At 64.7% G+C, this 11,562-nt stretch carries 10 protein-coding genes, 1 tRNA gene and 1 other RNA gene; 5 read left to right on the top strand and 7 right to left on the bottom strand.

The window, feature by feature from the left end; all coding sequences use genetic code 11:
- Positions 1-84 precede the first annotated feature (84 nt).
- The 6 genes from AOP74_RS04580 to ffs form a co-directional block, all read right to left on the bottom strand.
- Entirely contained in the window at positions 85-627 is a 543-nt protein-coding gene (locus tag AOP74_RS04580) for a TetR/AcrR family transcriptional regulator (protein WP_061961167.1), read from the bottom strand.
- A 363-nt stretch (positions 628-990) separates the two neighbouring features.
- On the bottom strand, positions 991-1,587 hold the full coding sequence (gene recR / locus AOP74_RS04575; protein ID WP_061961166.1) for a recombination mediator RecR: 597 nt from the start codon (positions 1,585-1,587) through the stop codon (positions 991-993).
- A gap of 60 nt (positions 1,588-1,647) precedes the next feature.
- Positions 1,648-2,271, bottom strand: a complete 624-nt coding sequence (locus AOP74_RS04570) for a TetR/AcrR family transcriptional regulator (RefSeq protein ID WP_152649165.1) — start codon at positions 2,269-2,271, stop codon at positions 1,648-1,650.
- Positions 2,272-2,323: 52 nt separating this feature from the next.
- On the bottom strand, positions 2,324-4,480 hold the full coding sequence (locus AOP74_RS04565) for a DNA polymerase III subunit gamma and tau (RefSeq protein WP_061961164.1): 2,157 nt from the start codon (positions 4,478-4,480) through the stop codon (positions 2,324-2,326).
- 103 nt (positions 4,481-4,583) lie between these two features.
- Positions 4,584-5,615, bottom strand: a complete 1,032-nt coding sequence (gene adhP, locus AOP74_RS04560) for an alcohol dehydrogenase AdhP (protein ID WP_061961901.1) — start codon at positions 5,613-5,615, stop codon at positions 4,584-4,586.
- 183 nt (positions 5,616-5,798) lie between these two features.
- An RNA gene (ffs, locus tag AOP74_RS04555) (signal recognition particle sRNA small type) lies at positions 5,799-5,895 on the bottom strand.
- A gap of 72 nt (positions 5,896-5,967) precedes the next feature.
- Between ffs and AOP74_RS04550 the strand changes: the two genes are divergently transcribed.
- Both AOP74_RS04550 and AOP74_RS04545 read left to right on the top strand, forming a co-directional pair.
- Positions 5,968-6,057, top strand: a tRNA-Ser gene (locus AOP74_RS04550).
- A 39-nt stretch (positions 6,058-6,096) separates the two neighbouring features.
- Positions 6,097-6,789 carry a LytR C-terminal domain-containing protein gene (locus tag AOP74_RS04545; protein WP_061961163.1) on the top strand — a complete coding sequence of 231 codons (693 nt, stop codon included), beginning with the start codon at positions 6,097-6,099 and terminating at the stop codon, positions 6,787-6,789.
- A 79-nt stretch (positions 6,790-6,868) separates the two neighbouring features.
- On the opposite strand, the gene AOP74_RS04540 is transcribed toward AOP74_RS04545, so the two are convergent.
- Positions 6,869-7,972: a LacI family DNA-binding transcriptional regulator gene (locus AOP74_RS04540; protein ID WP_082095987.1), complete on the bottom strand. Its 1,104-nt coding sequence runs from the start codon at positions 7,970-7,972 to the stop codon at positions 6,869-6,871.
- A 273-nt stretch (positions 7,973-8,245) separates the two neighbouring features.
- Here AOP74_RS04540 and AOP74_RS04535 point away from each other — a divergent pair, with 273 nt between their 5' ends.
- The 3 genes from AOP74_RS04535 (at position 8,246) to AOP74_RS04525 (ending at position 11,527) form a co-directional block, all read left to right on the top strand.
- The gene (locus AOP74_RS04535; protein ID WP_160297452.1) at positions 8,246-9,568 is read left to right on the top strand and encodes an extracellular solute-binding protein; all 1,323 of its coding nucleotides are present in this window, start codon (positions 8,246-8,248) and stop codon (positions 9,566-9,568) included.
- A 63-nt stretch (positions 9,569-9,631) separates the two neighbouring features.
- A complete protein-coding gene (locus AOP74_RS04530; protein ID WP_061961161.1) occupies positions 9,632-10,588 on the top strand; it encodes a carbohydrate ABC transporter permease in 957 nt (318 codons plus the stop codon).
- 3 nt (positions 10,589-10,591) lie between these two features.
- Positions 10,592-11,527 carry a carbohydrate ABC transporter permease gene (locus tag AOP74_RS04525; protein WP_082095985.1) on the top strand — a complete coding sequence of 312 codons (936 nt, stop codon included), beginning with the start codon at positions 10,592-10,594 and terminating at the stop codon, positions 11,525-11,527.
- Positions 11,528-11,562: the final 35 nt, after the last annotated feature.

Below are 11,562 nucleotides of genomic sequence, written 5' to 3'. Positions count from 1 at the left end.
CCGGCCTCGGGCGCGCGCCCCATTGTAGTGATAACGCGGAGGTAGGCCTATTCCACTGGTCGAGACGAGCTTTCGCCGGCCGCCTCAGGCCTTCGCGTTGGCCACCCAGCGAGTGAGGTGCGCGACCTCGCGCTCGAGCGGTTGGGCATCGCCCAGGGCCGATGCCAGCGCAGCCCCGCCTTCGACTCCAGCGAGCAGGTGCTGGGCCCTGGCGGACGCGGCGGAGGCGGCGAACCCGAGGTCCTCGAAGCGCTCGGCGAGCCATCCCAAGACCTGCGCGTGCGCGGCGCCCGACCCCACCCGTGCCGCAGCCGACAGCACCGTGCCGTACTGGACGGTGGTGTCGGTGTCGTCGAGGTATGACGACAGGAAGGCTGTGAGGGCGTCGCGAGCATCGGACCCGTTGGCGTGGTCTGCGCCCTGGCTCGCTAGCGCTGCGGCAATCCCGTCAACGATGGCCGATGCCACATCGTCCTTGGTCTTGAAGTAGTAGTAGACGCTTCCCGACGGAACGTCCGCTTCAGCGGCGATCGCGGCGATGGTGGTCGCCTCGAGCCCCTGCGTGCGGGCGAGGCGGATAGCGGCGGCTGTGAGGCGCTCGCGCTTATCGGACGGGTTGCGGGGCATGGTGTCTCCTCGGGTGCGGGTACGCCTATGTAGTCGGTCTACTCACTATGTCACGGTGGTTGAGACCTAAGCCGGCAACACGCCTGAAAGGTCACGTGATCGTCGAACGCAGCGCCCTCCCGCCTGGCCGTACATACTCGGCGGGGAATCGGCCCCTGCGCGCTCCTGGCCGTCGGTTTTCGACGGTTTCGGGAGGGCATGGGAGCCTTTCGCGTGCCCGGGGGCCATGCGGAGGGCCGATGCTGTCGTCGCGCCGGCCGCAGACCGTCGAGAAAGTACGGCGGTGAGCTCCGTAAGTCCGGAATCCCGCCGTGTATGTACGGCCAGGGGAAGCGGGGGGCAGGGACGGGTGGGTGTGGCGGGTTAGGAGACCGTGCGGCGGCCTTCGAAGGCTCGGCCGAGGGTGACCTCGTCGGCGTACTCCAGGTCGCCGCCGACAGGCAGACCGGAGGCCAGACGCGACACCTTGATGCCCATGGGCGCCAGCATCCGCGTGAGGTAGGTCGCCGTTGCTTCGCCCTCGATGTTGGGGTCGGTCGCGATGATGATCTCCTGCACCGCACCGTCACTCAGGCGAGTCAGCAGTTCACGGATGCGCAGATCATCCGGGCCCACACCATTCATCGGATCGATTGCCCCGCCAAGCACGTGATAGCGGCCCCGGTATTCGCGGGTGCGCTCAATGACGACCACGTCCTTGGGCTCCTCAACGACGCACAACAGGTCTTCGGCGCGACGAGGGTCTGCGCAGATGCGGCATTGCTCGGACTCAGCGACGTTGCCGCAGGTGTCACAGAAGCGCACCTTTTCTTTAACGGTCGTGATGGAGTCCGCGAGGCGCTTCACATCGGCACCGTCCGCAGCCAAGAGATAGAACGCAATGCGCTGGGCGCTCTTGGGGCCCACGCCGGGAAGGTGCCCCAGCTCGTCGATCAGATCCTGCACTGCGCCGTCATACATGGGCACCAGCGTAAGCGTGCCTAGTGACAGCGGCGTTCAGGCTCGCACAACCTTGGGGCGCTAGCGCGGCTCGAGCACCCGGACGTACACGTCGAGCATGGGCTCAATGTCTGCGCCAAAGAGGCGCTGGCGCAACGTAAACCCATCGGTGATCGACAGCAACTGTGATGCGAGACTGTTCGCTGAAAGGTCGGTTCGGCACCAGTCACGATCAACAAGCTCCTCTACAAGGGGTGCGAGCTGGGCCACCGCCACCTCGTGCAGACCTTGAAGTGGGGCGAGGAGTTCGGCGTCGTCGCGATTGGCGTCGACGAATTCTGCGGTGAGGAGCGTCCACGTTGCTTGGTCCGACTCGGACTTCGCGAAGTGCGTGACGATCGCGATGAGCGCGGAACGCAAGTCCGTCACGTTGTCGCTGTCGAGCGCGCTCAGCCAGTCGCCATGCTCGCGGGGCCGGTTGCTCAGGAGCTCGATGAAGAACTCTTCTTTGGAGTCAAAGTGGAAGTAGAAGGCTCCGCGCGTATAGCCGGAGTCGCGCACAATGTCTTCGATGGTGGTGGAGCCGTAACCCTTGAGCGGGAAGCGGTTCAGCCCCAACACAATGAGATCCGCACGGGTCTTCTTGCGGCGCAGTTCGAACTTAGTGGGGGGCTTAGTGCCCTCCCCGGATGCGTGCGCGCTCATGTCGCCAAAACTATCAGCCACAAAAATTAGAAACCGCGGACCTTCGGTCCTTTTAGTCCTCGACGACCCTTCCGCCCAGCATCTGCGCGACAACGTCTTGGCCAGACAGCGTTGCGTCCGGCGCGGCCTCGTCGTCCGCGGAGACGACCTCGTCGTCGTAGTGTGGCTCGTCCCGCGGAGGCTCCACAGGTTCCGGCTCAGGGGCCGTGCCAGGAGCCGGCGCCGATGCGGCGACTGTAGCCCGTGCGCCGCCACTCGCGCTCGGCGCGGCAGGAGCGCTCGCGGCTGCCGCCGGTGCAACAGCGGCTGCTGAACGGCCAACGGGACCGGTGGTCGCCTCGACACGGACTTGGAGACCGAGAGTCTCGCGCACGGCCAAGGCAAGGTTCTCCGCGTGCTGAGAACCACCAAACCGATTCGCTAGCGCCGAGTTGTCGAAGGCGAGCGTGAGGACTCCCGCCTCGACCGATGCTACTTGCGCGCTCTGAGACACCATCGACCAGGTCACGCGGCGTCGCTCGAGGGTCCCGAGGACTTCACTCCAGCGCCGGCGGACGAGCTCGGTGTCTTCGGCGCCACCTGCCGGGCCACCGGAGGGTGATCCGCTGGGTGCAGGAATGGCTGCGGCCGATGCTGTGGCCGGGGCCGCCCCGACGGGGGCCGAAGCAGCGGCTGGCGCGGGCTCAGGTGCAGGCTCGGCGACCGGTTCTGGCGCAGGCTGGGGGTCCGGCGTGGCGCGCTGCGGTGCCGCAGGCGTTGCGTCCTCGTGGGGTGGCTCCGGTTCGTCGTCCCAGGGCGCGGATTGAGTCGCCGCTGGTGAAGACGTGGCGGGCTGGGGCGCCTCGTCGGGCTCGTCCCACGGGGCTGGTCCGGAGGAAGTCCCCGGGGCTACCGACGGCGCCGCGGCCGCGGGAGCTGCCCCCGGTGCGTCACCGGCCTTGGGCCGAGCTGCTGCGACAGCAGCCTTGGCGCGCTGTGCGCCTGTGAGGCCATCGGCCGGTGCGGCCGGGGCGCCTCCGCCCTGAGGGCCCGCGCCGTCGGATGGTGCCGCAGCAGGCGCGGCCGGCGCAACAGCACCCGAGCCCCGGCTGGATTCCACTGCAGGCGCAGAGTCCGCCGCAAGGAGGCGAGCGCACAGCAACTCCAGGTGAAGCCGCGGTGATGTTGCTCCAACCATCGAGGTCAGCGCGTCATTGATGAGGTCTCCGGCTCGCGAAGCCCGAGCAAGTCCAAGGCGGCGGCTCTGGTCCTGCATGCGTTCCAGCTGGTCCTCGGGCACCTCGCCCAGCGCACCTGCACCCGCAGCGCCGGACGCTGCCAGCACCAGAAGGTCCCGCACGCGCTCGAGCAAGTCCTCGACGAACCGGCGCGGCTCATGACCGGTCGAGATCACGCGATCGACCACGTGGAACAGCGAAGCGCCGTCGGACGCGGCTAGCGCGTCAACGGCGTCATCAAGCAGCGTGGCGTCGGTGAATCCCAGCAGTGCGATGGCCCGCTCGTATGTCACGCCATCGGAGTCGGACCCCGCGATGAGCTGGTCCAGCACGGACAAGGTGTCGCGCACCGAGCCACTTCCAGCGCGCACCACGAGCGGCAGCACGCCTGCAGACACGGACACACCCTCCGCCTCACACAGCGTCTCGAGGTACTCGGTCAGCACGCTTGGTGGCACTAGTCGGAACGGATAGTGGTGGGTGCGCGAGCGGATGGTGCCGATGACCTTGTCCGGCTCTGTCGTGGCGAAGATGAAGCGCACGTGCGGAGGCGGCTCTTCGACCAGCTTGAGCAAGGCGTTGAAGCCCTGCGTCGTCACCATGTGTGCCTCATCGAGGATGAAGATCTTGTAGCGGTCGCGGGCGGGCGCGAATGCCGCGCGTTCGCGCAATTCTCGCGCGTCGTCGACACCGTTATGCGAGGCGGCGTCAATCTCGACGACGTCGACGGACCCGCTACCGCCGCGCGCCAACTCGACGCAGGACGAGCACGTCCCACACGGCGTATCGGTGGGTCCCTGCTCGCAGTTCAAGCAACGCGCCAGGATGCGCGCCGAGGTTGTCTTGCCGCATCCGCGCGGTCCCGAGAACAGGTACGCGTGGTTGACCTTGTCGGAGCGCAACGCCTGCATCAACGGCGTCGTGACATGCTCCTGCCCCACGACATCGGCGAAAGCGTCCGGACGGTAGCGGCGATACAGGGCTTGGCTCACGGGACTGAGCCTAACTGTCCCCGGTGACACACGCATCGGCCCTCCACAAGCATCAAGGCCGCACCGAGCGAATGCTCGACGCGGCCTTGACTGAGAGAGAAGGTCAGCTCATGTCCATCACGATGCGGCCGTCGATCTTGCCGGCGTGCATACGCGAGAAAATGTCGTTGATGTTGTCCAGTGGCTCCACTGCGTAGGTGGGGTTGATCTGGCCGCGGGCAAAGAAGCCGATGGCCTCGTCCATGTCGCGACGGGTTCCCACGATCGAGCCGCGGACGGTCCACCCGTTGAGCACCACAGAGAAGATGTCCAGGGGGAACTGCTCGGGAGGAAGGCCCACCAGAGAGACGGTGCCGCCGCGGCGCAGCGAGCTCACCGCCTGTGGGAAGGCCTTGCCGTTGACCGCCGTGACGAGCGCGCCGTGCACGCCGCCTCCGGTAGCCGCCTGGATTTCACCCACGGCGTCGGTTGCAGTCGCGGCATTGATCGCGACCTCTGCGCCGTGCTTCTTGGCCAGTTCCAACTTGGCGTCGTCGACGTCAACGGCCACCACACGGCGGCCCATTGCGACGGCGTACTGGACGGCAATGTGGCCAAGGCCGCCAATGCCGGAGATCAGCACCCAGTCGCCGGGCTTGGTGTCGGTTTGCTTGAGGCCCTTGTAGACCGTGACGCCGGCGCACAGGATGGGGGCGGCGCCAGCGAGGTCGACGCCCTCGGGAAGGACGGGGCAGTAGCGCGAGTCGACCAGCATGTACTGGCCAAACGAACCGTCCACGGCGTAGCCGCCGTTCTTCTGCTGCAGGCACAGGGTCTCCCAGCCGTCTTCGCAGAATTCGCATTCGCCGCACGCGCTCCACAGCCAGGCATTGCCGACCGTGTCGCCGACGCTCACGCGGGTGACAGCGTCGCCGACTGCGACGACTTCACCGACGCCTTCGTGGCCGGGAATGAAAGGGGGCGAGGGCTTGACGGGCCAGTCGCCCTCAGCAGCGTGGAGGTCTGTGTGGCATACGCCCGAGTACTTGACTTTGACGAGGGCCTCGAAGGGGCCCGGGGTGGGCAGCTCGACGTCCTTGACGTCGAGAGGCGCGTCGAAACTCGTCACGACGGCTGCGCGGAATGTGTCGGCCATGATCGTTCCCTTCAATTGGTGCAGTCTCCTTTGACTACTCATTCCAAGGTAGGCCTCATCGCGTGCGCGCGCGCGGGATGTAAGTCCCTGTTCATGCGAAAAGACAGGGGCCGATGCTTGGGTCACGGGCCGATGCTGGGAGGCGCGTGGGCGCTGCTCACCATGGGTGCCTACAAGAGGGCATAAAAGGACCCCCCACGCACCCGAAAGAGCCCGCTTACCCTTGCTGCATTCCTGCCCTGGGGGAGTTGGGCGAGATATCGCCACGTGGGGGGTCGGGGAATAGTCTAGCGGCTTTGCGCGGTGGTGTGATTTCAGCATCCGGCGATGCTCGGGTAGCATCGTGGCTCCTGGAGGATTCGCATAGTGGCCTAGTGCGCACGCTTGGAAAGCGTGTTGGGTGTTAAAGCCCTCAGGGGTTCGAATCCCCTATCCTCCGCCACTTTCGTCCACGACGTAAGCCTGTCCAGAGGTGGGATCAGTGACCGACGCACCGACGCCTGGCGCGAAGAGCGCCTCGGTGACGCGTCGTCGTCGCCGGGAACGGCAGCTGATCGTCTTCGGCATTGCGCTGATTCTCCTCACGGCCCTCACCATTGCTGCTCTCGCGATCTACCGCGGAGACGCAGATGGACCATTTACGGCGGCCATTCACACCCCTGCGGGCGAGTTCGAGGTTGATACCGAGTTGGTGTGCCCTCCTGCTGGTGTGACGCCGCTGCCTGCGGAAGAGGTCGTGGTGCGCGTCAACAACGCCACCGACGCCCAGGGCCTGGCAGGCACGACGGCCACGGCGCTGGAATCGCGCGGCTTCCTGGTCACAGGTACTCAGAACTGGCCGCGCACCTATACCGACACCGTCGAGATTCTCTTTGGAGAAAATGGCGTCCACCAGGCATACACGCTCGCCGTGCAGTTCGACGGCGCAGAGCTGACCTTGGATACCCGTGACGACATCACGCTGGACCTCATCTTGGGTGATGCGTATGCGGAGAGCCCCGGTCTGCGGGAGGCGTTGTCTACCGAGCTTGATCCGGATCTTGAACTTGCGGCCCAGGCCGAGTGCCTGCCTGCGGATCTGATTGAGGCGCAGCTGGCCCCGGCAGAATTGCCGGACAACCCGTTGGCCGAGGCAAGCCCATCGCCGTCACCGTCCGCGGAGGACGACGAGTAGCGTTGAACGCCGCCCGCTAGCGGGCGAATCTGGCTTCGCGAAAGTCTGTGGGTGAGCGCCCGTGGGCCGGCCCTTCCGCTTACTTTCCGATGGCTTCTCGCGCTGTCACGTTTGCGCGTTGCTTGGGACCCTCGTTCCGTGGGGGCTGAGTCGACTCGCGCACGACGACCTCGGGGCGCAAGAGGACCGAGCGGCCCGCTTGCTCATCCTCCGCGGCGGCGCGCTCAATAGCTTCGCCGACTGCGAGGCGAGCCATGTCCGCGATGGGCTGGCGCACGGTCGTCAGCGGCGGGTCGTAGAGGTCGGCCAGGATGATGTCGTCGAAGCCAATAACTGACACGTCCTCGCCAACCTTCAGTCCCATGTCTCGCAAGCCGCGCGCGAAGCCCAGGGCGGTGATGTCGTTGATGGCCACTGCTGCGGTGGGCGCGGGGCCTGATCCGTCAAAGAGCGCGTGTGCCGCAGCGCGGCCTACGTCGGCCGCCTCGACGTCGCCGAACTCTGCGGCGGTGACGCCCGTCCAGCTCGGCATGCTGGCCACGGACATCCCTGCCTGTTCAATCGCTTCGCAGTACCCGCGGTAGCGGGCGGAGCGGTTGACGGAGCGGATCGAGGCGGACACGAAGGCGATGCGCTCGTGCCCGAGTTCGATGAGATGTGAAGTGGCCAGACGCCCCCCGATGCCGTTGTCGATCGAAATGCTCACGACGGAGGAGGGGTCGTCTGGCTGGGCGGGGCGGTCGAACGTCACGAGGCGCAGGCCGTCCTTGATGGAGCCAGCGACATGCTCGAGCGACGGCAGCGAGGTGCACAGAATGATGCCCCGGATGCCGTCCTCCCACAGTTCCTCGACGTAGCGGCGCTCGCGATCAGGTTCGCGCTCCGAGTTGCACAGAAGTACGTTGCAGCCCTTGGCCTGTGCTGCAACCTCAACTTCGCGGGCAAACGCGCCCCAGAAGGGGTTGCCCACAGAGGGGACAACTAAGCCGATGGTTTGGGTGTGGCCGCTGCGCAGTTGCCGAGCCGCGCGGTTGGGCCGGTAGCCCAGCTCTTCAATCGCGCGTTCAATGCGTTCGCGCGTAGCCGGCACCATGCGCTCGGTGCGCCCGTTAAGAAGATTCGACACCGAACTCGGTGACACCCCGGCGGCACGCGCCACATCTTGAATAGTCGTCCGTGCCATCGCAGCACTCCTTTGGACTCGATAGATACCCTCAGGCTTCGAGTGTATCGATTTACCAATATCTGGCAAGTGTGTGAGCGTGAACAACCGGGCAAATGTCTCGAATCTGCAACATTCGGCGAAGTCGCGCTTGCAAACGGTGAAGATCTGGTGCATCGTTACACCAGATTCCGCAACCGCGGAGTCTGTTCCGGATGGATGACGACAACGAAGTCGATCAGTGAGGCAATGTTGCCATCCCTTCACCAATCCGAGAGGACAACACTCATGCGAGTGACACCACGAATCAGGTCCTGGACGGGCCTAGCGGCGGTGGCTGGCCTTGTGGTCAGCGTGGCCGCGTGTTCAAGCGAGACCGCATCAGAAGACACGGACGCGACAGCAGGCGGGGACTCAAGCGCCGCAGCGTCAGAAATCTCCGGCACTATCTCCCTCCTGACTCCGATCTTCGAGGGAACGCCTGGACAGGAACTGCTCGAGGACGAGCTGCTGCCCCAGTTCTACGAGATGTACCCGGACGTCACGGTCGAGGTCGACTACACGACGTACGGAAACCTGAATGAGAAGCTCACCACCGCCGTCGCCTCGGGCCTCGTGCCTGACGTGATGATGATGGGCGTGGGCTGGATCGAAGGCTTCGCCGACAAGGGCGTCCTGGCTGACCTCGCTCCGCTCGGTCTGACCGAGGACGGGCTCAAGGAGGTCTACACAGACTCGATCGTCGAGGCCGGAATGTGGGACGGCGACGTCTACGCCGTTCCGATCATGCTCGACACCCGCTTTGGCGTGGCACGTATGGACATCCTCGAGGAAGCCGGCTACACCGAGCCTCCCTCGAGCTGGGATGAACTCGTCGAGATTGCAGAAGCAACGACGGTTCGTGCCGACAACGGCTCCCTTGACCGTGCGGGCTTCGACATGATGTCGCTTGACCCCCGTCAGGCGTTCGAAGTCATGCTGTTCTCCGCAGGCGGCGGACTGTTCAACGAAGATGTCACCGAGCCCGTGTTCAACAACGAGCAGGGTGTCGCGGCTCTCGAGCTGATGACCGACATGGTCAACACGTATGAGGTTGAGGACATCGGCTTCGCTTCGCCTGACGACATCGTGAACCCGCTGATCAACGGCCGCGCCGCCATGGGTATCGCGCACAACAACCTGTGGACCCAGGCGCTCGAGGCCGACGAATCGGCACTGGAGCACATGGAGCCGTTCCTCATCGAGGGTGAGGTTCCCGGAATGTTCTTCGGTGGAACCCTCGCTACGGTCTCCAGCAACTCGTCCTCGCCTGAGGCTGCGACTGCTCTCCTCGAGTTCCTGTCGAGCCCTGACGTCGCGCTGGCTGCTAACGAGCAGCGTGGCAACGTGCCCGCGCTCACCGAGCTGCTGGAGTCCGAGTACGTGCAGTCAAATCGGTTCGTGCAGTTCGCGCTCGAAAACCTCGAGTACGCACAGCGCGAGGGTGGTCCCTCCACCTGGCTCGAGGTCCGCGGAGACTTCGCGCCCGCGGTTGAGGCGGCCCTCCTTGAGCAGAAGACGCCGCAGGAGTCGCTCGACGACCTCGCGGCACTGGTCCAGGACGCAATCAACCGGTAGTACGACGTTGCGGCCCGGAGTGACCTCCTCCTCCGGGCCGCAACGCCTCCCACGGAAGGCACCATGAGCATCTTCGAACGCACGGAATCACCGCCTGCGCCACCCGAGAAGCCGCCAACGGTCGTGACCACGACCCGCAAGACCCGCGGCCTCAGCCCCGCTGAGCGTTCCAAGCGCCGCGCCGGATGGCTGATGGTCGCACCGGCTGCGCTCCACATCGGAATCTGGACGCTGATCCCGGTCATCGCCACGTTCTACCTGTCCTTCACGGACTACGACGTCTTCAGTTCGCCCAATTGGATCTGGTTCGACAACTACGTCGAGACCTTCCAGGACCCGGTGTTCGTTAAGTCGATCTGGAACACGATCTGGTACACCTTCTGGACCGTTCCGGTCTCGATGGCTGTCGCTGTGGTGGTCGCCGTCGCGCTGAATCAGGGCTTGCGCCTCCAGCGCTTCTATCGCACCGCTTTCTTCCTGCCGCAGGTCACCGCAACCGTGGCCATCGCCATGGTGTGGCTGTGGATCTTCAACCCCCAGTACGGGCTGCTCAACGGCATCTTGGAATTCTTTGGACTCCCGGGCAAGGCATGGCTCGTTGACCCCGATACGGCCATGTGGTCCGTGATCATCGTCGGCGCGTGGCAGGGCATCGGTATCAAGATGCTCATTTACATCGCCGCATTGCAGAACATCGACAACTCGCTGTACGAGGCTGCGTCATTGGATGGAGCTTCCGCGGTGCGAAAGTTCTTCTCAATCACGCTCCCGATGCTCAAGCCCGCCACGTTCTTTGTCTTCATCATCTCGATCATTGGCGCCTTCCAGGTCTTCGACCAGATCTATGTGCTGACTGACGGTGGCCCCGCCAACGCGACGACGATGATGACGTACGAGGTCTACCGTTCCGCGTTCCAGGAATTCCGTATGGGAATGGCGGCCGCGCAGTCGGTCGTGCTGTTTGCGTTCCTCCTGGTGATGACGCTCATCAGCCGTCGTGCGACGCGAGAAGAGGACTGACCCATGACTATCCCTACAGCGCGCGCAATCGTCATTGGCGGCCCTGCCCGCGAAGGCAAACCTGGCGCCTGGTACCGCCGGCGCTCCACCCACAACTCGATCATCCTGAACGCCTTCTTGATGCTCGGCGCCATCACCATGCTGACGCCGTTCGTGTGGATGGTGCTCACGAGCCTTAAGTCGCCCGCGGAGCTCGCCCAGTTCCCGCCCACCTTCCTGCCGGAGGAGTGGGTGTGGAGCAACTACACGGAGGCGCTCAACGCCGCACCGTTCGGGCTGTACTTCCGCAACAGCCTCATCATCGCGGTGTCTCACACGATCATCACGATCCTGATGGGCGCGATGGCTGGCTATGCGCTGGCCCGCATCTACTTCCGCGGCCGAGAGTTCGTCTTCCTTGCGTTCGTCGCAATGTTGATGATTCCGACGTACACAAAGATCGTGCCGCAGTTCCTCATGGTGAAGTTCATGCCGCTGTTTGGCGGCAACGACATCATGGGACAAGGGGGCACGGGCTGGCTCGACACCTGGTGGGCACTGATCATCCCCGGCGGCCTCTCCGCTGCCTCCATCTTCCTATTCCGGCAGTTCTATCTGTCGCTGCCCAAGGAACTGGAAGAAGCGGCACGCGTGGATGGACTCAATGAGTTCCGCATCTTCGCGCAGATCTACACGCCGCTGATCAAGCCTGCCATCGCGACGGTGGGTCTGCTCACCTTCCAAGAGAGCTGGAATAACTTCCTGTGGCCGCTGCTGGTGACGCGAAGCGAGGACCTGCGTGTGATCCAGGTGGGACTGGCTGTCTTCCAGCAACTGGATAACACCCAGTGGCAGTACCTGATGGCCGGAACCACGCTGGCGACGGTGCCGATGGTGTTGCTGTTCATCTTCGCGCAGAAGTACTTCATCCAGGGATTCACCCACGCAGGCATCAAGTGATGACCGGCGTGACTGACCGCAACGAGAAAAAGGAA

The sequence above is a fragment of the Demequina flava genome (assembly GCF_000975035.1).
Classification (GTDB): domain Bacteria; phylum Actinomycetota; class Actinomycetes; order Actinomycetales; family Demequinaceae; genus Demequina; species Demequina flava.
The sequence above is the reverse complement of the archived record's forward strand: the minus strand, read 5'-3'. Positions and strand labels throughout refer to the sequence as shown.

Coding starts and splice junctions, on each gene's coding strand:
- recR (WP_061961166.1), bottom strand. CDS start 1,587: ATGTATGACGGCGCAGTGCAGGATCTGATCGACGAGCTGGGGCACCTT.
- adhP (WP_061961901.1), bottom strand. CDS start 5,615: ATGGCCGACACATTCCGCGCAGCCGTCGTGACGAGTTTCGACGCGCCT.
- AOP74_RS04580 (WP_061961167.1), bottom strand. CDS start 627: ATGCCCCGCAACCCGTCCGATAAGCGCGAGCGCCTCACAGCCGCCGCT.
- AOP74_RS04530 (WP_061961161.1), top strand. CDS start 9,632: ATGAGCATCTTCGAACGCACGGAATCACCGCCTGCGCCACCCGAGAAG.
- AOP74_RS04525 (WP_082095985.1), top strand. CDS start 10,592: ATGACTATCCCTACAGCGCGCGCAATCGTCATTGGCGGCCCTGCCCGC.
- AOP74_RS04540 (WP_082095987.1), bottom strand. CDS start 7,972: ATGGCACGGACGACTATTCAAGATGTGGCGCGTGCCGCCGGGGTGTCA.
- AOP74_RS04570 (WP_152649165.1), bottom strand. CDS start 2,271: ATGAGCGCGCACGCATCCGGGGAGGGCACTAAGCCCCCCACTAAGTTC.